Origin of the sequence: Micromonospora haikouensis, assembly GCF_000876225.1 — a bacterium.
Classification (GTDB): Bacteria; Actinomycetota; Actinomycetes; order Mycobacteriales; family Micromonosporaceae; genus Micromonospora; species Micromonospora haikouensis.
Genome location: NZ_JXSX01000003.1, coordinates 809,468 through 833,044 on the forward strand (window position 1 = coordinate 809,468; position 23,577 = coordinate 833,044).

The 23,577-nt window shown below is 72.8% G+C and carries 18 protein-coding genes; 5 read left to right on the top strand and 13 right to left on the bottom strand.

Features of this window, described 5'->3' with window-relative positions; translation table 11 throughout:
• Position 1: 1 nt before the first annotated feature.
• The 10 genes from TK50_RS25205 to TK50_RS25250 all read right to left on the bottom strand — a co-directional run bounded on the left by TK50_RS25205 (position 2) and on the right by TK50_RS25250 (position 14,554).
• Positions 2–1,411 carry a GH1 family beta-glucosidase gene (locus tag TK50_RS25205; RefSeq protein ID WP_043967685.1) on the bottom strand — a complete coding sequence of 470 codons (1,410 nt, stop codon included), beginning with the start codon at positions 1,409–1,411 and terminating at the stop codon, positions 2–4.
• Positions 1,408–3,675, bottom strand: a complete 2,268-nt coding sequence (gene yicI, locus TK50_RS25210; protein ID WP_043967687.1) for an alpha-xylosidase — start codon at positions 3,673–3,675, stop codon at positions 1,408–1,410. The genes TK50_RS25205 and yicI overlap by 4 nt, the downstream gene beginning before the upstream one ends.
• Positions 3,672–4,565, bottom strand: a complete 894-nt coding sequence (locus tag TK50_RS25215) for a carbohydrate ABC transporter permease (RefSeq protein ID WP_043967688.1) — start codon at positions 4,563–4,565, stop codon at positions 3,672–3,674. Before TK50_RS25215 ends, yicI begins: the two co-directional genes overlap by 4 nt.
• The gene (locus TK50_RS25220; protein WP_043967689.1) at positions 4,565–5,533 is read right to left on the bottom strand and encodes a carbohydrate ABC transporter permease; all 969 of its coding nucleotides are present in this window, start codon (positions 5,531–5,533) and stop codon (positions 4,565–4,567) included. Before TK50_RS25220 ends, TK50_RS25215 begins: the two co-directional genes overlap by 1 nt.
• 61 nt (positions 5,534–5,594) lie before the next feature.
• Complete coding sequence (locus tag TK50_RS25225; RefSeq protein ID WP_043967690.1) at positions 5,595–6,899, bottom strand: ABC transporter substrate-binding protein; 1,305 nt, start codon at positions 6,897–6,899, stop codon at positions 5,595–5,597.
• A gap of 36 nt (positions 6,900–6,935) precedes the next feature.
• Positions 6,936–8,057 (bottom strand): LacI family DNA-binding transcriptional regulator, encoded by a 1,122-nt coding sequence (locus tag TK50_RS25230; RefSeq protein ID WP_043967691.1) that lies wholly within the window; start codon positions 8,055–8,057, stop codon positions 6,936–6,938.
• Positions 8,058–8,272: 215 nt separating this feature from the next.
• Complete coding sequence (locus TK50_RS25235; RefSeq protein WP_043967692.1) at positions 8,273–9,082, bottom strand: metal-dependent hydrolase; 810 nt, start codon at positions 9,080–9,082, stop codon at positions 8,273–8,275.
• A 133-nt stretch (positions 9,083–9,215) separates the two neighbouring features.
• Complete coding sequence (locus TK50_RS25240; protein ID WP_043967693.1) at positions 9,216–11,033, bottom strand: serine/threonine-protein kinase; 1,818 nt, start codon at positions 11,031–11,033, stop codon at positions 9,216–9,218.
• 79 nt (positions 11,034–11,112) lie between these two features.
• Positions 11,113–12,444, bottom strand: a complete 1,332-nt coding sequence (locus tag TK50_RS25245; protein WP_144420384.1) for a glycosyltransferase family 4 protein — start codon at positions 12,442–12,444, stop codon at positions 11,113–11,115.
• A gap of 166 nt (positions 12,445–12,610) precedes the next feature.
• A complete protein-coding gene (locus tag TK50_RS25250) occupies positions 12,611–14,554 on the bottom strand; it encodes an amylo-alpha-1,6-glucosidase (protein WP_043967694.1) in 1,944 nt (647 codons plus the stop codon).
• A 42-nt stretch (positions 14,555–14,596) separates the two neighbouring features.
• On the opposite strand from TK50_RS25250, the gene TK50_RS25255 reads away from it, so the two are divergent.
• A complete protein-coding gene (locus tag TK50_RS25255) occupies positions 14,597–17,341 on the top strand; it encodes an MGH1-like glycoside hydrolase domain-containing protein (protein WP_043967695.1) in 2,745 nt (914 codons plus the stop codon).
• A gap of 63 nt (positions 17,342–17,404) precedes the next feature.
• Positions 17,405–18,115, top strand: coding sequence for an HAD family hydrolase (locus tag TK50_RS25260; RefSeq protein ID WP_043967696.1), 711 nt, complete (start codon positions 17,405–17,407; stop codon positions 18,113–18,115).
• A 470-nt stretch (positions 18,116–18,585) separates the two neighbouring features.
• Here the strand turns inward: TK50_RS25260 and TK50_RS25265 are convergent, their stop codons facing one another.
• The 3 genes from TK50_RS25265 to TK50_RS25275 form a co-directional block, all read right to left on the bottom strand.
• Complete coding sequence (locus TK50_RS25265) at positions 18,586–18,861, bottom strand: hypothetical protein (protein ID WP_043967697.1); 276 nt, start codon at positions 18,859–18,861, stop codon at positions 18,586–18,588.
• Between the two features lie 47 nt (positions 18,862–18,908).
• Positions 18,909–19,340: a RusA family crossover junction endodeoxyribonuclease gene (locus TK50_RS25270; RefSeq protein WP_043967698.1), complete on the bottom strand. Its 432-nt coding sequence runs from the start codon at positions 19,338–19,340 to the stop codon at positions 18,909–18,911.
• Between the two features lie 266 nt (positions 19,341–19,606).
• A complete protein-coding gene (locus TK50_RS25275; protein ID WP_043967699.1) occupies positions 19,607–20,185 on the bottom strand; it encodes a DsbA family protein in 579 nt (192 codons plus the stop codon).
• Between the two features lie 290 nt (positions 20,186–20,475).
• Here TK50_RS25275 and TK50_RS25280 point away from each other — a divergent pair, with 290 nt between their 5' ends.
• The 3 genes from TK50_RS25280 to TK50_RS25290 are packed head-to-tail and all read left to right on the top strand — an operon-like array spanning position 20,476 to position 23,571.
• Entirely contained in the window at positions 20,476–21,756 is a 1,281-nt protein-coding gene (locus tag TK50_RS25280; RefSeq protein ID WP_043967701.1) for an ABC transporter substrate-binding protein, read from the top strand.
• Positions 21,753–22,736 carry a carbohydrate ABC transporter permease gene (locus TK50_RS25285; protein WP_043967703.1) on the top strand — a complete coding sequence of 328 codons (984 nt, stop codon included), beginning with the start codon at positions 21,753–21,755 and terminating at the stop codon, positions 22,734–22,736. Before TK50_RS25280 ends, TK50_RS25285 begins: the two co-directional genes overlap by 4 nt.
• Before the next feature lies 1 nt (position 22,737).
• Positions 22,738–23,571, top strand: a complete 834-nt coding sequence (locus tag TK50_RS25290; RefSeq protein WP_043967705.1) for a carbohydrate ABC transporter permease — start codon at positions 22,738–22,740, stop codon at positions 23,569–23,571.
• Positions 23,572–23,577: the final 6 nt, after the last annotated feature.

Sequence of the window (23,577 nt, forward strand, 5' to 3'; positions counted from 1 at the left end):
CTCAGTCGCCGGCCGGCGGCTCCAGCCGACCCGTGGCGGCCAGGGCCCGGTACCAGTGGGCGCTGTCCTTCCAGATCCGCTCCTGCGTGTCGTAGTCGACGCGGATGATGCCGAAGCGCCGGTCGTAGCCCCACGCCCACTCGAAGTTGTCCAGCAGCGACCAGACGAAGTAGCCGCGCACGTCCGCGCCCGCGTCCATGGCTGCGCCGACCGCGTCGATGTGCCGGTACAGGTAGTCCAGCCGCCGCTCGTCGTGGACCCGGCCGTCGGGGGTGACCACGTCGTCGAACGCCGCGCCGTTCTCGGTGATCATCAGCGGCAGCCCGGGGTGTTCCCGGTGCAGCCGCAGCAGCAGCTCGGTCAGGCCGGCGGGCTCGATGTTCCAGCCCATCGCCGTGTACGGACCCGGCTGCGGCAGGAAGTCCACGTCGTCGGCGCCGACCCACGGCGTGTGCGCCGAGCTGCCGTGCCCGTCGTTGTCCGAGCGGGCCGAGACGCCGTCCCAGGCCCGCACCAGAGTGGTCGAGTAGTAGTTGACCCCGAGCACGTCCAGCGGCACCGCGATCGTACGCTCGTCGCCGTCGCGCACGAACGACCAGTCGGTCACCTTCGCGGTGTCGGCGAGCAGGTCCGCCGGGTACGCCCCGTCGAGCAGCGGCCCGAGGAACGCCCGGTTGGCCAGCGCGTCGATGCGGCGCACCGCGTCGGCGTCGGCCGCCGAGCCCGACGCCGGCCGGACCACGTGCAGGTTCAGCGTCACCGACAGCTCCGCCGCCGGCGCCAGCTCGCGCACCACCCGGCCGGCGAGGCCGTGGGCGAGGTTGAGATGGTGTACGGCGGCCAGCGCCCCGGCCGGCTCGGTGCGGCCCGGCGCGTGCACCCCGGAGCCGTAGCCGAGGTACGCCGAGCACCACGGCTCGTTGAACGTCGTCCACGTGTGCACCCGGTCGCCGAGCGCCTCCACGATGCCGGCGGCGTACTCCTGGAACCGCAGCGCGGTGTCCCGCGCCGGCCAGCCGCCGGCGTCCTCCAGCTCCTGCGGCAGGTCCCAGTGGTACATGGTGGCCACCGGCCGCACGCCCCGCTCCAGCAGCCCGTCGACGAGCCGGGAGTAGAAGTCCAGCCCGGCCCGGTTGAACGCACCGGAGCCGCCGGGCTGCACCCGGGGCCAGGAGATCGAGAACCGGTACGCCGACAGCCCCAGCTCGGCGATGTGCCCCAGGTCCTCGCGCCAGCGGTGGTAGTGGTCGGCGGCCACGTCGCCGGTGTCGCCGTTGAGGGTGCGGCCGGGGGTGTGGCTGTAGGTGTCCCAGATCGACGGGCCCCGCCCGTCCTCGGTGGCCCCGCCCTCGATCTGGTACGACGCCGTCGCCGAGCCCCACACGAAGCCCTCGGGAAACACTCGCGTCACCGGTTCGCCCCCGTCCCCAGCACGTCGCCGCCCGGCGACCCCGATCCCACCACGTCACAGTCGTAGCCGGACGACGCGCCGGCCACCACGTCCACGGCGGCCGTCCCGCCGTCGTACCGCACCTCGAACTCGGCCCCCGGACCGCCGCCGGGCGAGGGGATCCGCACCCGGGTCCGCTGGCCCTCGACGGGCGCGAACAGCCGCAGCCGCACGCCGTCGGCCCACTCGTAGTCGGGCCGGTCGTGCGTCGCGCCGAACGGGATCACCGCACCGGGGCGGGCGAGCACCGGCAGGCTGTCGTAGCCGTGCTTCTCGGTCACCCACGCCGGCCCGGTGAGCTGCGCGCCGCTGACCAGGTTGGTCCAGGTGCCGGCGGGCACGTAGTAGGTGACCTCCCCGTCGGCGCTCATCACGGGCGCGACCAGCACGTCCGGGCCGAGCATGTACTGCCGGTCGAGGTACGCGGCCATCGGGTCGTCCGGGAACTCCACGATCATCGGCCGCATCACCGGTACGCCGTCGCGGTGCGCCTCCTCGGCCGCCGCCGCCAGGTAGGGCATGAGGCTCAGCTTGAGCCGGGTGAAGTGGCGCAGCACCTCCACGGCCTCGTCGTCGTACGCCCACGGCACCCGGTACGAGCCGGAGCCGTGCAGCCGCGAGTGCGAGGAGAGCAGCCCGAACGCGATCCACCGCTTGAACACGGCCGGGTCGGGGGTGCCCTCGAAGCCGCCGATGTCGTGGCTCCAGTAGCCGAACCCGGACGCCGACAGCGACAGCCCGCCGCGCAGCGACTCGGCCATCGCCACGAACGTCGACTCGCAGTCGCCGCCCCAGTGCACCGGGAACTGCTGCCCGCCGGCCGTGGCCGACCGGGCGAAGACGACCGCCTCGCCGACGCCGCGCTCGGCCTCCAGCAGCTCGAAGACGGCCTTGTTGTAGAGGTAGGCGTAGTAGTTGTGCATCCGCTGCGGGTCCGACCCGTCGTGCCAGACCACCTCGGTGGGGATGCGCTCGCCGAAGTCGGTCTTGAAGCAGTCGACGCCCATGTCGAGCAGCACCTTGAGCTTGCTGTTGAACCAGGCCACCGCGTCGGGGTTGGTGAAGTCGACGAGCGCCATGCCGGCCTGCCACTTGTCCCACTGCCAGACCGACCCGTCGGGGTTGCGCACCAGGTAGCCGGCCTGGCGGCCCTCCTCGAACAGGTAGGAGCGCTGGGCGATGTACGGGTTGATCCACACGCACACCTTCAGGCCGCGCTCGTGCAGCCGGCGCAGCATCCCCTCCGGGTCGGGGAAGGTCGCCGGGTCCCACACGAAGTCGACCCAGTGGAACTGCCGCATCCAGAAGCAGTCGAAGTGGAACACCGACAGCGGCAGGTCCCGCTCGGCCATCCCGTCGATGAACTCGGTGACGGTCTTCTCGTCGTACGAGGTGGTGAACGACGTCGACAGCCACAGCCCGTACGACCAGGCCGGGACGCGGGCCGGGCGGCCGGTGAGCGCGGTGTAGCGGCGCAGCACGTCCTTCGGGGTGGGCCCGTCGATCAGGTAGTAGGTCAGCGACTGCCCCTCGACGCTGAACTGGGCCTGCGAGACGACCTCCGAGCCGACCTCGAACGACACGTGCTCGGGGTGGTCGACGAAGACGCCGTAGCCGGCGCTGCTGAGATAGAACGGCACGTTCTTGTACGCCTGCTCGCTGGCGGTGCCGCCGTCGGCGTTCCAGATGTCGACGGTCTGGCCGTTCTTGACGAACGGGCCGAACCGCTCGCCGAGGCCGTAGATCGTCTCCCCGACGCCCAGCGCCAGCCGGTCGTGGACGAAGTGGCGGCCCTCGCCGTCGGTGACGACGCCGACGCTGCGCTCGGTGGACGAGGTGACCAGGCGGTCGCCGCGCAGGAAGTCGACCCGCCACCGGTCGACCAGCGTGACGCGGGCGGTCAGCTCGCCGGTGGTCAGGGCGGCGCTGACGCCGGTGACCTCGACGGTGACGGGGTGGTCGTCGCCGGCCGCGAGGGCGAAGCGCGGCTGCTTCGGCAGCCCGCCGCTGTGGTGCCCGACGGTCACTCCGATCACGCCGGGGGCGGGGGAGAAGAACTGCACGGTGACGACCGGGCGGTTGAGGGTGTCGCCCCGCCCGGTGATCTGACCGGTCGGCGCGAAGACGGTGAAGCCGCGTTCGTCCGGCTCCACCGATTCGACTGTGCCGGGGCGCAGCACCGTGACCCCCGGACGCAGTTGCCAGTACCCGTCGGTGAACTTCACTTCTCGGCTCCTACCGTGATGCCGCGGCTCAGCGTGCGCTGGAAGATGAGGAAGAACACGATCGCCGGGACGAGGCTGATCAGGGCCCCGGCGTTGGTGGTGGGGGCGTCCATCAGCCGGTCGCCCTGCAACGACGCGAGGGCCACCGGGATGGTCTGGGTCTGGTTGTCGATGAGCATCACCAGCGGGATGAGGAACTCGTTCCAGGTCCAGATGAAGAAGAAGACCAGCAGCACGGCGAGGGTGGGCCGGACGTTGGGCAGGACGACCCGCCACAGGATCGTCCACTTGCCCGACCCGTCCAGCGCCGCCGCCTCCAGCAGGCTCTTGGGGAACGTGCCGAGCACCGAGGCCAGCAGGTACGTGCCGAACGCGCTCTGGATGACCGTGAAGATGATGATCACGACGAGTCGGGTGTTGTAGAGGCCCACCTCCTTGGCGAAGTAGTAGAGCGGGTAGACCAGGGACTCCTGCGGCAGCATGTTGGCCAGCAGGAACGCCCCGACGATCCAGAGCCGGCCCCGGACCCGGCCGATGCCCAGCGCGTACGCGTTGAGCAGCGACACGGCGACCGCGAGCACCGCGACCGAGCCGGCGATGAGCGCGGAGTTCCACAGCTTCTGCGGGAAGTCGACCTGCGTCCAGTAGGTGCGCAGGCCCTGGGTGTAGAACTCCGACGGCCAGCTCAGCGGCCCGTCCGTGGAGTATTGCCCGGGCGCTTTGAACGCGTTGAGCAGCATGAACACGAACGGCACCAGCATGACCAGCGCGCCGACGGTGACCACGGCCAGCACGATCCAGCGGCCGACGCCCCGGTGGTGCCGGTCGGGCACCCGGGCGGACCGGCCGGTCTTCGCGGGGGCCTTCGTGGGGGTGAGGGTGACGGACATCAGGCGCTCCCGTCCCGTCGCTCGGCGCGGTGCTGCGCGCGGATGAACAGCAGCGCCACCACCACGATGATCAGCGTCAGCACGGTCGAGATCGCCGACCCGTACCCGACCTGGAGTTTCTTGAAGAACGTGTAGTACGCGAAGTACGACGGCACGTTGGTGGCGTTCTCGGGGCCGCCCCGGGTCAGCGCGTAGATCGGCCCGAACACCTTCATCGCGGCGATGGTGCAGGTGAGGGCGACGACGAACGTCTCCGGCCGGATCTGCGGCAGGGTGATCGCCCGGAACCGGCGGGCCCAGCCCGCGCCGTCGATCTCCGCCGCCTCGTACAACTCGGGGTCGACCCGCTGCAGCGCGGCCATGAACACGACCACCGGGTAGCCGATCTGCACCCAGATCATCACGCCCATGACCGCCGGCAGGGCGGTGTCGGGGTCGCCGAGCCAGTCGTGCGACAGCGCGCCCAGCCCGACGGCGTCGAGCAGCCCGTTGAGGGCCCCGTCGGGGCGCAGGATCCAGCCCCACACGATGCCGGCCACCACGACCGGCAGCACCTGCGGCAGGTAGAACGCGGCCCGCAGCGCGTTGGCGGTGCGCGGCTTGAAGCGCCGGCCGATGGTGTCGAACAGCACCGCCGCGAGCACCAGCCCGACGACGGTGGGCACCACGACCATCGCCACGATCATGGCGAGGGTGTTGCGGAACGACTGCCAGAAGACGGTGTCGTCGAGCAGGCGCCGGTAGTTCTCCAGCCCGACGAATGTCGGGTCGCCGATGCCGGACCAGCGGGTGAGCGAGAGATAGCCGGTGAACAGCAGCGGCCCGCCGATGACCAGTGCGAAGAGCACCGCGCCGGGCAGCAGGTAGAGCCAGTACCCCGCGTCGCCGCGGCGGCGGCGCGGGCCCCGGCGGCCCTTCGGGTCGGTGTCGCCCCGGCGTCGGGTGACGAGGGCGTCGGATGCAGCCATGATGGTCCCTCCGGTGCGCCGGCGGGCGCGTCGCGCAGGGCGCGCCCGCCGGGCGTCCTCGTCAGCCGCGCTTGATCTCCGCGACGCCCTCGTCGTACGGCTTGGCGATCGCGTCGAGCACCTGGTCGGGGGACTTCGACTGGTTGATCAGGCCCTGGAAGCCGGAGACCAGCACGTCGTAGTAGCCGGGGACCGGCCAGTCCGGGTAGAAGGCCAGGCCGTCGGTGGAGCTGATCGCGTTGAAGTTCTCGATCAGCTTCTTGTCCTTCGGGTCGGCGATCTTCGACGGGTCGGCCGACACCGGGACGCCGCCGTTGTTGCCGATCAGGGCCTGGATCTCCGGGCGCATGGTGATGTCGATGAAGTCGTACGCCAGGTCCTTGGCCTTGCTGGTCGCCGGGACCACCCAGATGTTGCCGGACGAGCCGGCGTGCAGCTTGTTGCCGGGGAACAGGAAGCTGTCCCAGTTGGCCTTCATCTCGGCCTTGAACCGGCCGTACCACCAACTCCCGGAGACGATCATCGGGGTCTTGCCGGCGATGAACGCCGTGCCCATGTCCTCGGCCTTGGCGCTGGCGGTGCCCTTGCCGACGTAGCCCTTCTTCACCCACTCGGCGAACGTGTCCGCGCCGTACTTGAGCGGGTCGGCCTTGAAGTCGACCGGGTTCTTGTAGAGCTGGTAGTTGTCGACGAACGCCCGGTCGGCCTTGGCGAGCGCGAGCTGGTAGAACAGCTGCCCGGCCGGGTACTCGGCGCCGGCGGTGCCCAGCGGGGTGATGCCCTTGGCGACGAACGTGTCCATCGCGGCGGTCATCTCGTCGAGCGTCGTCGGGACCTTGACGCCGTTGCGGTCGAACAGGTCCTTGTTGTAGTAGACCATCACGTACTCGCCGTAGTTGGGCACGCCGTACCAGTTGCCGGAGCCCATCACGCCCTTGTCGTCGTACCTGGCGGTGGTCTGCAGGCTCGGGCTGAGCGCCTTGTCCCAGCCGCGCTTGGTCGCCTCGGCCGTGAGATCGGTGAGCAGGCCCTGCTTGGACAGCAGGCCGGCGGTGGCGTTGCCCTTGTTGTATTCCATCACGTCCGGGCCCTCGGACGAGTTGATGATCATCCCGGCGTTCTGCTGGATCTGCTCGAACGCCTTGCGCTCGAAGCGCACCTCGACGCCCGGGTGCTCCTGCTTGAAGACCTCGATCGCCTTGTCCCACGCCACGCCCATGGCGCTGGTCTCGCCCTCGTAGTGCCAGAGCTTGAGCACCTTGGCGCCGCTGGCGCCCTCGTCGGCGTCGTCACCGCAGGCGGTCAGGGACGCCGCCGCGGCGACGGCCAGGGTCACCGCCGCGACGACTGTGCGGAATCGTTGCATTACCATTCTCCTCGTGAGTATCGAGCCGGTACTCCTCTAGGCCCGTCGTCGCGTGGCAGCGCGGCGACGGGCTGTGTTCTTGCTCGTCGTGCCCGACGCCTCCGGGTCGGCCGCGTCGGCCTCGCCGGTGGTGTCCGGAGTCGGGCGACCGGGAGGGCCGCTGGATCCGCGGACCTCCAACGTGCACGGCAGCAGCTCCTGGTGGATCGGGGCGCTGTCGAGCTCCAGGTGGCGCAGCAGCGCCTCGACCGCGATGCGTCCCAGCGCCGAGCCGGGCGACGTCATCGCGGTCAGCGCGGGGGTGGCCAGCTCGGCGACCTGCGGCGAGGTGACCATGGAGACGACCGAGACGTCGTCGGGCACGGTGAGGCCCCGCCCGGCCAGCCCGCCGAGGATGCCGAACACGGCCCGCTCGTTCATGGCGAGCACGGCGGTCAGGTCGGGGGCCCGGTCGAACGCCGTGGCCAGGGCCGCCCGCCCGCCCGCCGCGCTGTCCTCGGCGGGGATCATCAGCGGCTCGACGCCGTGCTCGGCCATCGCCGCGGCGAACGCGTCGCGGGTGCGCAGCGCGGGGCCGTAGCCCTCGGCGATGGTCGCGGCGGAGTGGTTGACGTAGACGATCCGCCGGTGGCCGAGGCCCACGAGGTGCGCGACGGCGTCGCGCACGGTGCGGTCGAAGTCGATGTCGACGTACGACAGGTCGGTGGTGTCGCCGGTGCGGCCGATGAGCACCAGCGGCACGCCCGCCTCCCGCAGCACGGCCACCCGGTCGTCGTCGAGCTGCACCTCCATCAGCAGCGCGCCGTCGAGCATCCGCTGGCTGGCCAGCCGCCGCAGGCCGTCGAGGTCGTCGGCGTCGACGGGGGAGAGCACCAGGTGGTAGCCCGCCGCGCTGGCCGCCGAGGCCGCGCCGGTGACGAAGGCCGTCTCGGTGGCGCCTAGGCCGCGGTCGTCGATCGGCAGGAGCAGCCCGAGGATGCGGCTGCGCCGGCTGGCCAGCCCCCGGGCCATCGCGTGCGGCTGGTAGTCCAGCTCCGCCATCGCGGCGCGGACCTTGTCCCGGGTGGCCTGGGAGATGGGCCGCGCGCCGGTCAGCACGTACGACACCGTGCTGACGGAGACCCGCGCGAGCCGGGCGACGTCGTGCATCGTGGCCATCGCGCACCTCCCTCGGCGGCCCGGCGGGCGGGGTCCCGACCTGCGTCGAAACGCCTAGTCGAAACGGTTAGTCGAAGCGTTTCGACAGACCGTAGGACACGTGTTACGAGGGCGTCAATAGCCGATGACAAAAATGGGTCGCCGGGCCGACCCGCGCCCGGGGGCGGCACAGCGCCGCGCTGGGGGGCGGGGTCGGCCCGGCGACGGGCGGAGCCTCAGATCTCGATGTTGAACTTGCGCAGCACCGACGGGGCGACCAGGCCCACCGCCGCGAGCACGGAGATCGCGGTCAGCACGCCGCGCAGCACGACCACCTCGGTCTTGCTGCCGGTGCGCAGCGCGATGCTGTTCGGCAGGCCGACCATCGTCCACATCCGGCGCTTGATCGGGATCGGCCACAGGATCGGCACTCCGGCCCGCGTGATCATGTCGCCGAGGATGTGCACGAAGCAGCCCACCCCGACGGCCAGCCCGATCAGCGGATACCCCCGGTCGCCGGGCAGGTTGGCGAACGTGTACCAGGCGGCGGCGGCCGAGGCCAGGGTCACGATCACCCAGCCGGCGCGCTCCGCCCACCGGTCGAACAGCCCGCGCAGGGCCAGCCCGAACATGAAGAACAGGATGCCCACCACGGCCCACTTGCCGTACGCGGCGCACAGCGCGGTGGTGCCCCAGCCGACCAGCACGGTGAACGGGATCGTGTGGGTCAGGGTGCGGTGGCCGTTGTTGCGGCGCGGGTCCTTGCTCAGCTTGGTCGCGTAGTAGACGCCGAGGGAGATCTTCTCCATCACCTCGGCGACGAACAGGCTGACCACCCCGAACGTGCGGGCCACCGTGGCCCCGCCCTGGTTGCGGGTCACCTTGCCCGACAGGTCGAGGTCGGGGAAGAGCGCCCCACCGGCGCAGACGGCGGTGCCGACGGCGAGTGCCAGCGGCGACTGGTGGTAGTCGGCGAACTGGTCGAGCGCCCAGGAGCCGGTCAGCCACACCGCCGCGCCCGACAGTGCGTGGGACGGTCCCATCATGACGCCTCGCCCTCCCCAGGGTCTTGATCCACAAACTACGCCACTCTGGCAGAGTCGCCGCCGGGGAGCAATCACCTGGACGGTCCACACCGGACGGTGTCGCCATCCGGGCGCGTGGGGCGGCCCCGCCGGCTCAGGCCGTGCCGCCGGCCCGGAAAGTGGACCGCATCGTCTCCCGCTCGGCCGCGCCGGCGTCCCACTCCACCTCGGGGCCGCTCCAGGCCAGCGACCACGAGCGGGTGCCGAACGGGATCAGCTGCGCCCCGCGCAGGCGCGCCCCCATCGGCGCGTCCCAGGTGCACTCCCACTCCGCCCCCCGGCCCGCCACCTCCGCCAGCCGGATCTTCGCGTACCGGGGGAGGGCGCCCGCCTCCTTCGCCCGGCGCTCGTTCGCGCGCAGCTGCTCCAGCGGGGCGGCGGCCGGGTCGTCCGCCGGGGAGACGGTCAGGATCCGTCGGGCCGACGGGTCCTGGAAACAGACCGCGTTCCCGTCCCGGTACTGCCGCCAGCCGGGCGGTAGGGCGAGCCGGAACCCGGCCGGGTCGGCGTACCAGGACCAGTCCGACGGCGGGCGCAGCGGCTCGTCCGGGGCCGGCGCGACGGTCGGGGGTGGCTCGCCGAACGGGTAGGGCCGCAGGCAGGGGAAGGGCGGGGGCGCGACACCCGCGCGCAGCGGCGGCACGATCGGTCCGGAGGTCGGCGGGCTCGGCGCGGCCCCCGGGGTGGCCGGTGGCGTCGCCTCGCGTCGGGTGTGGGGGCTGAACAACGCGAACACGACGAGGTGCGCGACCACCAGCGTGACCGCCACGCCGGACACGACCAGCGGCCAGCGCCGCCCGGCCGGCGCGGCGACGTCCGCCGGCCCGGCCGGCACGATGACGAACGGGACGTCGGCCGACACCGGGGCGGCCGGGGCGGCGGTGTCCGTCGGCGCGGTCGGCGTCGGCCCGTCCCGCGCCGGGCCCCTCCCCGCCGGCCTCCGGCCCGCCGTTGCGTCCCGCCCCGGCGGCCCGGCCGACCAGCCCGGCACGACCAGCCGGTCCGCCTCGGCGGGCCCGGCCGGGCCGTCCGGCGGGACCGCGTCCGGCGGAACCACCGTGGCCTGTGGGGCCACCGTGACCGGCGAGGGCTCGGCGCCCGGCGCGGCGGCCTGGGCCAGGCGGCGCTGCGTCTCCTCGTGGTCGATGCGCTGCCGTGGGTCCCGGCGCAGCAGGCCGACCAGGACCGGCCGCAGCGGCCCGGCGTGCGGGGCCGGGTCCGGCGGCCGGGTGGCCAGGGCGCTCAGCGTCGCCATCGCGGTGCTGCGGGCGTACGGGGACTTGCCCTCCACGGCCGCGTGCAGCGTCGCGCCGAGCGACCACATGTCGGCCTCCACGCTGGAGATCCCCTCGGCGGCCCGCTCCGGGGCGACGAACTGCGGGGAGCCGAGCACCAGCCCCGGCCGGGTCATCACCCCGTCCCCGCCGTCGAAGACGGCGAGCCCGAAGTCGGTGAGCATCACCCGCCCGTCGTGGGCGACGAGCACGTTGGCCGGCTTGACGTCGCGGTGCAGCACGCCGGCCTGGTGCGCGGCACGCAGCGCGGCCAGCAGCGCCAGCCCGATCGCCGCGGCCCGCCGCGGCGGCAGCGGCCCGGACGTGTCCAGGATGTGCTGCAACGACCGGGACGGCACGTACTCCATGATCAACCACGGGTCGCCGTCGACCGGCACCACGTCGTAGACCCGGACCACGTTGGGGTGGTTGAGCCGCGCCGTCGTGCGCGCCTCCCGCAGCGTGCGCAGGCGCAACTCGTCGAGCTCGTCGCCGGCCAGCACGGCCGGCGGGACGACCTGCTTGACCGCGACGTCGCGGTGCAGCATCTCGTCCCTGGCACGCCACACCTTGCCCATGCCGCCGCGACCCACGAGGTCGAGCAGGCGGTACCGGCCGCCGATCACTACCTGCTGCACCGTTCTCCTCACCGCTGGCGGACGTACACCATAGCCAGCGGATCGGCAGGGACCAATCGGACGACAGGTCGGCAACCCGTCAGCAGGCCGCGTGCCCGGCCGCCAGCAGGTTCCCCTCCGGGATGGCGATCCGGGGTCGACCCGCGCCCAGCCGGCTCGCCGCCCGCCGGGCCTGGAACGAACCGTGCTCGCGGCGGGCGGCGGCGTAGCTGCTCGCGGTGTGGGCCGCGATGGTCGCCCAGCCGTACCGCTCGCTGACCATCGTCCGGGCCCGGCGGGCCACCCGGCGGGCGAAGACCTCGTCGCCGATGAGCCGGTCGACCGCGCCCGCCAGTGCGTCCGGGTCGCTGTGCGGGAACGTCACCCCGGTGACCCCGGGCTCGACGATCTCGGCGAGCCCGCCCGTCGAGGCGACGGCCAGGGGCGCGCCGGCCGCGGCGGCCTCCAGGGCGACCATCCCGAACGGCTCGTAGAGGCTCGGCACCACGGTCGCGTCGGTGGCGGCCAGCATGGCCGGGAGCTGGGTGGAGTCCAGGAAGCCGGCGAAGCGCACCGTGTCGCCCAGGTGCAGCCGGTGCGCCTGCTCCACCAGCTCCTGCCGGTACGGGCCGTCGCCGGCGATCACCACCCGCAGCCCCGGGTGCCGCTCGCGCAGGTACGGCACGGCGTGCATCAGGTGCTGCACGCCCTTCTCGTAGACGAGCCGGCCCGCGTACCCGACCAGGGGACCGTCGCCGGCGAACCGGGCCCGCGCCGAGGCGACCGCCCGGGGCCGGGCCCGCCAGACCCGGTCGTCCACCCCGTTCGCCACCACGTCGACCCGGGCGGCCGGCACGTCGAACAGGCGGCCGATCTGGTCACGCATGTAGCCGGAGCAGGCGATCACCCGCGTCGACTCGCCGCTGATCCAGTGCTCGACGCCGTGGATGGTGCGGTTCATCTCCTGCGGCAGCCAGCCCTGGTGCCGGCCCGCCTCCGTCGCGTGGATCGTGGTCACCAGCGGCAGGTCCAGGTGCTCGGCGAGGGTGATCGCGGTGTGCGCGACGAGCCAGTCGTGGGCGTGGATGACGTCGTAGGAGCCGGATTCGGTGGCGCGCAGGGCGGCGCGGGTGAGGGTGTGGTTGAAGGCCATGGTCCAGGCCAGGAGGCTGCCGGTGGCCAGGGGGAAGGCGACGGGGTCCTCGGCGGCGCGCAGGACGCGGACGCCGTCGGCGTACTCCTCCAGGGGTGCGCCGTCGGCGTGGCGGGTGACGACGGTGACCTCGTGGCCGGCGGCGGCGAGGGCGACGGAGAGGGCGTGCACGTGGCGGCCGAGGCCGCCGACGAGCACCGGCGGGTATTCCCAGGAGAGGATGAGCACCCGCTGGTGCCGGGCCGGGTTGATGTCGATCACTTCGGCGTCAGGTGACATGCGGCCCCCTTGGAATTGTCTCCGGCGCGCGGGCCGGCCGCACCCGTGGAAAACGGATGCCGCCGACCAGCCCTGGATCTCGGGCCCATCCTGCACCGGGCCGGATAACCAGCGGAGACGTCGCCGTTGCCGGGATGTAAAGCGCTACCGGCGGACCCGGAAGGGCCTACCGGCGCACCCGCCGGGCGCGTAGCACCTCCGCCACCGACCACGCCTGGAACGGGCAGCCCGTCGCCGCGTGCGGGGCCGCGCCGTCGGCCGTCTCGCTGACCGACCCCAGCCCGTACTCGGTCAGGTGGGCCTCCACGCCGACGAACAGGTCGTCCACCGGCAGCTTCGCCCGGCGGGCCGCGTCCACGTACGGCCCGAGCAGCCACGGCCACACCGTGCCCTGGTGGTAGCCGCCGTCGCGCTCGGCCGGCCCGCCCCGGTGCCGGCCGGTGTAGCCGGGCTGGTCGGGGGCGAGGCTGCGCGGGCCCAGCGGCGTGAGCAGCCCGGCGGCGACCCGGCGCAGCGTCGGCTCGTCCGGCTCCAGCGGCGCGTACGGCAGCGACCAGGCCAGCAGCTGGTTGGGGCGCAGCAGGTCGTCGTCGTGGAACGGCGCGCCGCCCAGCGGGTACGCCGGCGCGGGCGCGTCCACCACGTCGTGCAGCCAGCCGACCGGGGACGGGAACCGCGCGGCGAACGACGCGGTGGCCCGGGCGTGCAGCCGCCACAGCTCGGCGGCGTCGCCGCCGGCCAGCTCCGTCAGCTCGGCGAGCCCCGCGAGCCCGTTGACCCACAGCGCGTTGATCTCCACCGGCTTGCCCGTGCGGGGGGTGACCGGCACCCCGTACACCCGGGCGTCCATCCAGGTCAGCGCCGTGCCCGGGGTGCCGCCCTGGGTGACCAGGCCGTCGGCCGGGTCGACGGCGATGCCGTACCGGGTGCCGGCCAGGTACGCGTCGACGATCCCGCGTAGCGCCGGCAGCAGCTCGTCGCCGAGGTCGGTGTCGCCGGTGACGGTGACGTGCCGGCTCACCGCGTGCAGGAACCACAGGGCGGCGTCGACCGTGTTGTATTCGACCCGCCCCGTGTCGGCCGTGTTGGCGAGCATCCCCTCCGACAGCGTCGCCGCGTACGCCCGCAGCAGCTCCCGGCCCTCGTCGGCCCGGTTCGCGCACAGGAACAACCCCTCGTACGAGGTCATGGTGTCCCGCGACCACGCGCCGAACCACGGGTAGCCGGCGACCACGTCCGGGCCGGCGGCGGTGCGCACGACGAACGCGTCGGCGGCCAACGCGAGGGTGGCCTCGACCGCGTCCGCCGGCTCGGCCCGCGCCACCACCTGCCGGTTGCGCCGCCGCGCCGCCGCGACGACCTCCTCCGCCGGGGGCGGCGTGGCGGCCAGGTCGCCCGCCCAGGCGAGCACCGACACCGTGTCGCCGGGGCGCTCCAGCGCGCCGGAGAACCGCCCGGCGTGCCAGACGTCGTCGTCCGGGTGCAGGCCCCGGGCCGCCTCCTCGCGGTGGTGCACCCCGAGCCACCACTGTCCCTCCGGGGTCCAGTCCGGCCCGGCGAGGCGGAACGCGCCCTCCACCACCGCGCCGCCGTCCACCGGCTCGACCCGGGGCGCGGGGCCGTCGGCGCGCCGCTCGCCGTGCGCGTCGCGCCAGGTACAGGCCGCCGACAGGTCGAGCCGGACCGGGCCGCCGGACACCAGCCGGTGCACCACCGCCACGCACGAGCGCCCGTACGCCATGGCCAGCTCGCGCTCGATGACCACGTCGCCGATCCGCCACCGCCAGCGCGGCAACCCGTCGGTGAGGTCGAAGCGCTCCAACAGCTCGAAGCCGCGCGGGTCGACGTCGCCGGAGGACCACTCGTGCGCGCCGAGGCGCAGCCGCGCCCCGGAGGGGAGGACGACCGCCGGATCGAGACTTACCAGTCCCACGTTCCGGGACGCCGGGGTGTGACCGGCGACCACCAGCAACCCGTGGTAGCGGCGCGTGCGCAGCCCGCTCACGGTGCCCATGGCGTAGCCACCCAGGCCGTCCGGGACCAACCACTCCCTGGTGGCCCCACCCGTCAGCTCCCCGCACACCTGCGGACCGAAACGAATGTCGATCAACTTTCCTCCAGCGGCGGCGAGGTGTAACACGCCACGACGAGAATGGCCGCTGTGGTGAAGTACCCCGGCGGCACCGAAGATAGGCACGTGATCACCGACGTGCCTCCCTCCCATGCGCCCGCACCCGACGCCGAACGGCTCCGGCTCGCCCAGGCCGACTCCGGGGAGCAGGACTGGCGCGCATGGGGTCCCTATCTGTCCGAGCGGGCGTGGGGGACGGTACGGGAGGACTACAGCGAGCACGGCACGGCGTGGGACTACTTCCCCCACGACCACGCGCGGTCCAGAGCCTACCGCTGGAGCGAGGACGGCATGGCGGGCGTGTGCGACGACCGACAGACGTTCTGCTTCGCCCTCGCCCTGTGGAACGGCCGCGACCCGATCCTCAAGGAACGGATGTTCGGCCTCGGCGGCGACGGCGGCAACCACGGCGAGGACGCCAAGGAATACTGGTGGTACCTGGACTCCACGCCCACCCACTCGTGGATGCGCTGGCGCTACCACTACCCGCAGGCCGCCTTCCCGTACGACGAGCTGGTCGCCGTCAACGCGCTGCGCGGCCGCGACGACACCGAGTACGAGCTGGTCGACACGGGGATCTTCGACGACGACCGGTACTGGGCGGTCACCGTCGACTACGCCAAGGCGTCCCCGACGGACATGTGCATCGTGGTGACCGTCGCCAACCGGGGCGACACCGACGAGCGGCTGCACGTGCTGCCGTCGCTGTGGTTCCGCAACACGTGGGCGTGGGGCCTGCCCGGCGGGGACCGGGTGCCCCGGCTCGTCGGCTCCGCCGCCGGGGACGGCGTCGGCGCCCGGCTCGTCGGCGAGCACTGGGTGCTCGGCCAGATCCTGCTGGAGGGCGACGGCGATCCGGTGCCGCTGCTCTGCGACAACGACACCAACGCCGAGCGGCTCTGGGGGCTGCCCGGCCGCTCGCCGTACCCGAAGGACGGCATCAACGACCACGTGGTGAACGGCGCGGCCACGGTCAACCCCGACCGTGAGGGCACCAAGGGGGCGCTGCACTACGTCCTCGACGTGCCGGCCGGCGGGCACCGGCAGATCCGGCTGCGGCTGACCCGCACCGCGCCGCCGCCCGGTGGGACGCCGCCGCCGGCCGCCGACCTGGCGGCCGGCTTCGACGCGGTGGTGTGGGCGCGGCGCGCCGAGGCGAACCGGTTCTTCGACGGCGTCATCCCGGCCGCCGCCACCGCCGACGAGGCCCTCGTCGCCCGGCAGGCCATCGCCGGGCTGATGTGGGGCAAGCAGTTCTACCACTTCGACGTGAAGCGGTGGCTGGAGGGCGACCCCGGCTCCACGCCCCCCGCCGGCCGCCGGCACGGGCGCAACAGCCACTGGTGGCACATGACCAGCTTCGACGTGATCTCCATGCCGGACCCGTGGGAATACCCCTGGTACGCGGCCTGGGACCTGGCCTTCCACTGCGTCAGCATCGCCCGCGTCGACCCCGGGTTCGCCAAGTCGCAGGTGCTGCTCCTGCTCCGCGAGTGGTACCTGCACCCCAACGGGCAGATCCCGGCGTACGAGTGGGCGTTCGGCGACGTGAACCCGCCCGTGCACGCCTGGGCCGCGCTGAAGGTCTTCGAGATCGACGGCTCCCGCGACCACGAGTTCCTGGCCCGCGTCATGCACAAGCTGCTGCTCAACTTCACCTGGTGGGTCAACCGCAAGGACACCGGCGGCAACAACGTCTTCGAGGGCGGCTTCCTCGGGCTGGACAACGTCGGCCCGTTCGACCGCTCGGCGGCGCTGCCGGTGGCCGGCACGCTGGAGCAGTCCGACGGCACGGGCTGGATGGCCATGTACGCGCTCAACCTGCTCGACATCGCCGTCGTGCTCGCCGAGCAGGACCGCACCTGGGTCGACACGGCCACCAAGTTCTTCGAGCACTTCGCCTACATCGCCGCCGCCGCGTACGACCAGGGGCTCTGGGACGACGAGGACGCGTTCTTCTACGACGTGCTGCGGCTGGCCGACGGCAGCCAGGTGCCGCTGAAGGTCCGCTCGGTGGTGGGGCTGCTGCCGCTGGCGGCGACCACCCGGCTCACCGCGCGTACGCTGCGCCGGCTGCCCGAGCTGGGGGCCCGGCTGCGCTGGTTCCTGACCCACCGCCCCGAGTACGCCGACGTGATCGGCGCCCGCCGCATCGGCCCGGACGGCCGCCAGCAGCGGCTGCTGACCATGGTCGGCCCGGAGAAGATCGTCCGGCTGCTGGCGCGGATGCTCGACACCGAGGAGTTCCTCTCCGAGTACGGCCTGCGCACGCTCAGCCGGGCCCACCTGGACAAGCCGTTCGCCGTCACCCTCGGCGGCCAGGAGTTCAGCGTCGGCTACGAGCCGGCCGAGTCGACCAGCGGCCTGTTCGGCGGCAACTCCAACTGGCGCGGCCCGATCTGGATGCCGACGAACTTTCTGCTGATCAGCGCCCTGCGCGACTACGCGGCGTTCTTCGGCGACGACCTCCAGGTGGAGTATCCGACCCGCTCGGGGGTGAAGCGGACCCTCGACGAGATCGCCGACGACCTCTCCACCCGGCTGATCTCGCTGTTCACCCGGGACGGCTGGGGGCGGCGGCCCATCTACGGCGCCGCCCAGCTCTTCCAGACCCACCCCGACTGGCGGGATCTGATCAGCTTCCCGGAGTACTTCCACGGGGACAACGGCGCGGGCCTGGGCGCGTGGCACCAGACGGGCTGGACGGCCCTGGTCGCCGACCTCATCCTCACCCTGCGCCACCGCCGGGGGGCCGACCCGGCGTGAAACGGCGTGCCCGCGCCGCGCCGCCGGCAGTACGGTGTCCCGGGCCAAGGGGAGGGGAGAGGCATGCGACAGGACACGCCGGGCCGGCGGGACGCGCAGGTGCTGGTCTTCGACGCCGACGACACGCTGTGGGAGAACAACGTCGTCTTCGAGCGGGTCATCGACGACTTCCTCGGCTGGCTGGACCATCCGACGCTGGACCGGGCGCAGATCCGCGCCATCCTCGACGACATCGAACGGGCCAACGCGGCCGTCCACGGCTACGGCAGCAAGGTCTTCCTGCGCAGCCTGGGCGAGTGCCTGGAGCGGCTGCGCCAGCGGCCCGCCTCCGCCGCGGAGCGCCGGGAGATCGACGCCCTGGCCGAGGCGCTGGTCAACCACCAGGTTGAGCTGATGCCCGGGGTGGCCGCGACGCTCGACGCGCTCGCCGAGCGGCACCGGCTGCTGCTGCTCACCAAGGGCGACCGGGAGGAGCAGCAGCGCAAGCTCGACGCGTCCGGGCTGCTGCACCACTTCCACGCCGCGCACATCGTGCGGGAGAAGAACGTCGACACCTACCGGTGGCTCGTCGGGGAGCACGGCTTCGACCCGGGGGCCGCCTGGATGATCGGCAACTCCCCGAAGTCGGACATCCTGCCGGCGCGGGCCGCCGGCATGTGGGCGGTGTTCATCCCCAACGAGAACACCTGGGTGCTGGAGGACGACGACCTCGACCCGACCGACCCGGGGGTGCTGCGGCTGGCCGCGTTCGGCGACCTGCTGCGGCACTTCTGAGGCTCCCGGCCGCCCGGCGTCGCCGCCCGACCGAGGTCGCGGGCCTGGCCCCGCGCCGGCCCGACCGGGGCTTGGGGCCGGCCGCGCCCGGGCCGACCGCGGGCCCGCCGGACGCACCCGCTCCCGAGGGGGAACAGCGCCCGCGCCGCTGCCCGTGTTACGCCCTCCTGCCGGATTTCGGCCTGGTCGGCAAACGCCGCCGTGGGCGGCCCGGACGGCTTGTACCGCCCCGGCCGCGCTGCCTAACCTGACCCGGCGTTCGCGGCTCCTCGGGGTGAGCCGGGAACGCGCCGAAGTCCGGCGGTGGCGCACCGTGGAGCTGAGTGCAGGCGGGCCGCATCGCCGCCGGTGGGCCTGGCGTGGGCGGCGTGTCCCGCCCGCGCGCCCACCGGCGGCGATCCGCTGCCACACCGGACGGCTGGTGGGTCAGGACCGGGGAGTTGCGGACCCGGTCCTGACCGTGCCGGCGGTCAGGAGACCTCGCCGCGCACGATCGCCACGGCCACCCGGCAGAACTCGTCCATGTCCGGCTGGAAGCCGGCCGCGATGTCGGGGTGCAGCCCGGCCCGGGTCTCGTCCAGCAGCCGCTGGCAGACCTGCTCGACCGGCTCGCCCGCGTAGCTCGACCGGACCCGTCCCGTGGCCGCCTGCAGGGCCGAGGTCAGCTGATCCTCCAGCGGGCCCCGCAGCTTCTGCTGCACGGGGTCGAGCCCGCTCGGATCGAGCGTGACATGTGGCTCCGACATCGGCGCTCCCTTCGTCGGCGTCCGCGGTACCCCACCGCGGACGTCGGTCAAACCACTGCCGGCACGGCGGCCACCCGCACCCGGTAGGAGAACTCCTCCGCCGGTTCCTCCAGGTACGACAGCCGGCGGATCTGCCGGTCGTCGGTGTAGAGGGCGACGTCGGCGAGGACCCCGAGGTGGGTCAGGCCGATGGTGGCGACCCTCTTCTTGTCCTGCAGCACCGCGCAGATGCCGCCGAGCAGGGTGCTGGCGTCGGAGGTGCGGTGCCCCGGCGGACACCGCAGGGTCAACTCCACCTCCACCGGCCCGCCCAACGGGGTCCAGCCGGTGCGCTGGGCCGCCGAGCAGGCCGCCAGGAGCAGGGCCCGGACCCTCGTCGCCTGCCGGTGGCCGGCGGCGAAGATGGACAGGGCTTCGGTCTTCACCGGGGGCAGGCCGCTCACCTCGAACGTCAGGGCGAGAGCGCGGGTGTCCTGCACGACGGCACCTCCTCGTCGTCAACGATCCTGCCCAACCGGTGGACCGGCAGCGGGGGGTTCGCTCGATTACCCACCGTTCGGGCAGGCGGGGATGGGCCGGAGGCGTATCGACTTCGACGGCGACGCGCTGGCAGTTGAGTCCGGGGGAACTCCCGGCAAACGCTAGTCGAACCGACGGACACCCGGAAGCCTCCCCGCGCACGTGTCCGATGCGCCGGACGGGCCGTGCCACCCGGGTCACCCGGGCATCGGCCCGGGCGGGGGCGTCAGCGGCGGCCGCGCTTGATCTCGTGGAACGCCGGGAGCCGCAGCAGCGGCAGCAGCGCGTCCCACACGGTCAGCGCGTCGTCGGTGCCGGGGACCTCGGTGAGGATCGGCCCGTGCAGGCCGCGCTCCACGCCGGGCACCATCAGCACCGGCGAGCCGATGTCCGGCCCCGCCGAGCCGTACGCCAGGGCGTGCGACCTGCGTACCGCCTCGTCCCACCGGTCGTCGTCGAGGGCCGGCGCGGCGGCGGCGAGCCCGGCCGCCGCGACGGCGTCGTCCACCAGCTTGTCCGACAGCGGGTTGCCCGCGTCGTGGGTGCGCCCGCCCAGCGCGGCGTAGAAGCGGCCGGCGTCGTCGTGGCGGCCCTCGGCGCGCAGCGCCTCCACCAGCCGCAGCGCCCGGCCGGAGGCGGCCATCGCCTCGGCGAACTGCGGCGGCACGTCGCCCCCGTTGAGGATGGCCAGGCTGAACGCCCGCCACTCGACGGCCAGGCCGCGGGCGTCGGCCACGGCCACCAGCCAGCGCGAGGTGCGCCAGGTCCACGGGCAGGCCGGGTCGAAGAAGAAGGTGGCGTCCATCGGCCGAGCGTACGGCGCACCGACCCGCCCCGCAGCGCACCGTCGCGCCGGGCCTCCGTCGCCCGCCGCCCTCGTGCCGTCGCCCGCCGGTCACCGGGGGGACGAACCGGACGAACGGCGATCGTGGGTCGTGCGCGTTGCCGCCAGGTTTCGCGGCTTCGCAGGTCGGGCAGTGTTGCCCGCACGAAACGCCCGGGGTGGGCCGGTGTCCGGTCCGCTCCCGACCGTCTCGCCGTGCGCCGGGGCACGGGTGACCTCCCCGGCTCTTCGCCGAAGAGAGGGGGAGGGCGATGACAGATCCGGCCCGACATCGGCGCCGACCCGCCGCCCGGGCGGCGGCGGCCGCCACCGCGCTCGCGCTGGTCGCGCCGCTGGCCGCGTGCGGCTCCGGCGGCGACGGCGGCACGCCCACCATCAACCTGTACTACCCGCCCGAGCAGAACCTGCAGAAGGTCGTCGACGACTGCAACACCCAGGCGCAGGGGCGCTACCGCATCGCCTACCGGGTGCTCCCGCGCCAGGCCGACGACCAGCGGGTGCAACTGGTCCGCCGGCTCGCCGCCGGGGACACCGGGATGGACGTGCTCGGCCTCGACGTCACCTGGACGCAGGAGTTCGCCAGCGCCGACTGGATCCGCGAGTGGACCGGGCAGGACCGGACCGAGGCGGAGGAGGGCACCCTCGCCGGGCCGCTGGACACCGCCCGCTACCAGGACAAGCTGTACGGGGCGCCGAAGAACACCAACGTCCAGCTCCTGTGGTACCGCACCGACCTGGTGCCGGACGCCCCGAAGACCTGGGACGACATGATCAAACAGGCCCAGGACCTGAAGGCGCAGGGCAAGCCGTACCAGGTGCTCACCATGGGCGCCCAGTACGAGGGCCTCGTCGTCCTCTACAACACCCTCGCCGAGAGCGCGGGTGGCAAGATCCTCAGCGACGACGGCAAGCAGGCGGTCATGGACGCCGGCACCGTCACCGCGCTCGACCAGCTCCGGCGCTTCGCCACGTCCGGCGTGACGTCGCCGTCGTTCAGCAACGCCACTGAGGACCCGGTCCGGCTGGAGTTCCAGTCCGGCAAGGGCGCGTTCCAGGTCAACTGGCCCTTCGTCTACCCGGCGCTGCAGGAGGCCGACCCGGAGCTGGCAAAGAAGGTCAGGTGGGCGCGCATCCCGGGGATCGACGCCGACACCCCCAGCAAGGTCACCATCGGCGGCGTCAACCTGGCCGTCAGCGCGTACTCGACGCACCCGGCGGAGTCCTTCGAGGCCGCCAAGTGCCTGCGCAACGCGAAGAACCAGAAGTTCTCCGCCGTCAACGACGGCGTGCCGCCCACCATCGAGCGGGTCTACGACGACCCGGAGATGGCCGAGGCGTACCCGATGAAGGAGACCATCCTGGAGGAGCTGAAGGAGCCGGCGACGCGCCCGCTGACCCCGGCCTACCAGAGCATCTCCACGGTGATGTCGGCGATCCTGTCGCCGCCGTCGGCGATCCGCCCCGAGCAGACCGCCGACGAGCTGCGCGACGCCATCGCCGACGCCCTCGAATCGAAGGGGGTGCTGCCGTGAGCGTCAACGCCACCCCGGTCGCGGCCGACGAGGCCGACACCGCCGGCCGGCGCGCCCCGGTCCCCGCCCAGCGGGCCGGCCGGCGGGCCACGGCCCCGCTGAGCGAGAACAAGCGGGCCGAACGGAAGCTCGGCTGGCTGCTCTGCGCCCCGGCCGCGCTGGTCATGGTGCTGGTCACCGCCTACCCGATCGGCTACTCGATCTGGCTGTCGTTGCAGCGTTACGACCTGCGCTTCCCCGACGAGCGGAAGTTCGTCGGGCTGGAGAACTACGCGACCGTGCTGACCAACGAGTTCTGGTGGACGGCGTTCGGGGTCACCATGCTGATCACCGTCGTCACCGTAGCCGTCGAGCTGGTCCTCGGCATGGGGCTGGCGCTGATCATGCACCGGACGCTGGTCGGTCGGGGCATCGTGCGCACCGCCGCGCTCATCCCGTACGGGATCGTCACGGTCGTCGCCGCGTTCTCCTGGCGGTACGCGTGGACGCCGGGCACCGGCTACCTGGCCAACCTGTTCGGCGACGGCGCGCCGCTGACCGAGCGGGCCAGCTCCCTGGCGATCATCATGCTCGCGGAGATCTGGAAGACCACCCCGTTCATGGCGCTGCTGCTGATGGCCGGCCTGGCCCTAGTGCCGGAGGACCTGCTCAAGGCGGCGTCCACCGACGGCGCGACCGCGTGGCAGCGGTTCACCAAGGTCATGCTGCCGGTGATGAAGCCGGCGATCCTGGTCGCCCTGCTGTTCCGCACGCTCGACGCGTTCCGGGTCTTCGACAACATCTACGTGCTCACCGCCGGCGGCAACGAGACCTCCTCGGTGTCGATGCTGGCCTACAACAACCTGATCCGGGGCCTCAACCTCGGCATTGGGTCCACGATGTCCGTGCTGATCTTCCTCACGGTGGCGGTCATCGCGTTCGTCTTCGTGAAGCTGTTCGGCACCGCTGCCCCCGGCAGCGACGACGGGGAGAGGCGCTGACATGGCCGACACCACCACGCGGGCGAAGCTGCGCTGGGGCCTGCTGGACGTCATCGTCGTCGTCTTCGCGCTGGTCCCGGTGCTCTGGATCGCCTCGCTGTCGTTCAAGACCCCGGCCACCCTCACCGACGGCAGGTTCTGGCCCCGGGAGTGGACGCTGGACAACTACCGGTCGATCTTCGACACCGACCAGTTCGTCCGCGCGCTGGTCAACTCGATCGGCATCGCCCTGATCGCCACGCTGGTCGCCGTGGTGCTCGGCGCCATGGCCGCGTACGCGATTTCCCGGCTGGACTTCCCCGGCAAGAAGCTGCTCGTCGGCGTCTCCCTGCTGATCGCGATGTTCCCGCAGGTGTCGCTGGTGTCGCCGTTGTTCGAGATCGAGCGGCAGCTCGGGCTCTTCGACACCTGGCCGGGGCTGATCCTGCCGTACATCACCTTCGCCCTGCCGCTGGCGATCTACACGCTGTCGGCGTTCTTCAAGCAGATCCCGTGGGACCTGGAGAAGGCGGCGAAGATGGACGGCGCCACCCAGGGCCAGGCGTTCCGGCGGGTCATCGCCCCGCTGGCCGCACCGGGGCTGTTCACCACGGCGATCCTGGTCTTCATCTTCTGCTGGAACGACTTCCTGTTCGCCATCACGCTCACCTCCACCGAGCGGGCCCGCACGGTGCCGGTGGCGCTGTCGTTCTTCACCGGCGAGTCGCAGTTCGAGGACCCCACCGGGGCCATCTGCGCCGCCGCCGTGGTGATCACCGTGCCGATCATCGCGTTCGTGCTCTTCTTCCAGCGCCGCATCGTCTCCGGCCTGACCTCCGGCGCAGTCAAGGGATAGGTGGTG

What these genes read in the sequence shown, in the direction of transcription:
- TK50_RS25215 (WP_043967688.1), bottom strand. Translation starts at nt 4,565, where the DNA reads ATGTCCGTCACCCTCACCCCCACGAAGGCCCCCGCGAAGACCGGCCGG.
- TK50_RS25220 (WP_043967689.1), bottom strand. Translation starts at nt 5,533, where the DNA reads ATGGCTGCATCCGACGCCCTCGTCACCCGACGCCGGGGCGACACCGAC.
- TK50_RS25225 (WP_043967690.1), bottom strand. Translation starts at nt 6,899, where the DNA reads ATGCAACGATTCCGCACAGTCGTCGCGGCGGTGACCCTGGCCGTCGCC.
- TK50_RS25230 (WP_043967691.1), bottom strand. Translation starts at nt 8,057, where the DNA reads ATGGCCACGATGCACGACGTCGCCCGGCTCGCGCGGGTCTCCGTCAGC.
- TK50_RS25235 (WP_043967692.1), bottom strand. Translation starts at nt 9,082, where the DNA reads ATGATGGGACCGTCCCACGCACTGTCGGGCGCGGCGGTGTGGCTGACC.
- TK50_RS25245 (WP_144420384.1), bottom strand. Translation starts at nt 12,444, where the DNA reads ATGTCACCTGACGCCGAAGTGATCGACATCAACCCGGCCCGGCACCAG.
- TK50_RS25255 (WP_043967695.1), top strand. Translation starts at nt 14,597, where the DNA reads ATGGCCGCTGTGGTGAAGTACCCCGGCGGCACCGAAGATAGGCACGTG.
- TK50_RS25260 (WP_043967696.1), top strand. Translation starts at nt 17,405, where the DNA reads ATGCGACAGGACACGCCGGGCCGGCGGGACGCGCAGGTGCTGGTCTTC.
- TK50_RS25265 (WP_043967697.1), bottom strand. Translation starts at nt 18,861, where the DNA reads ATGTCGGAGCCACATGTCACGCTCGATCCGAGCGGGCTCGACCCCGTG.
- TK50_RS25275 (WP_043967699.1), bottom strand. Translation starts at nt 20,185, where the DNA reads ATGGACGCCACCTTCTTCTTCGACCCGGCCTGCCCGTGGACCTGGCGC.
- TK50_RS25280 (WP_043967701.1), top strand. Translation starts at nt 20,476, where the DNA reads ATGACAGATCCGGCCCGACATCGGCGCCGACCCGCCGCCCGGGCGGCG.
- TK50_RS25290 (WP_043967705.1), top strand. Translation starts at nt 22,738, where the DNA reads ATGGCCGACACCACCACGCGGGCGAAGCTGCGCTGGGGCCTGCTGGAC.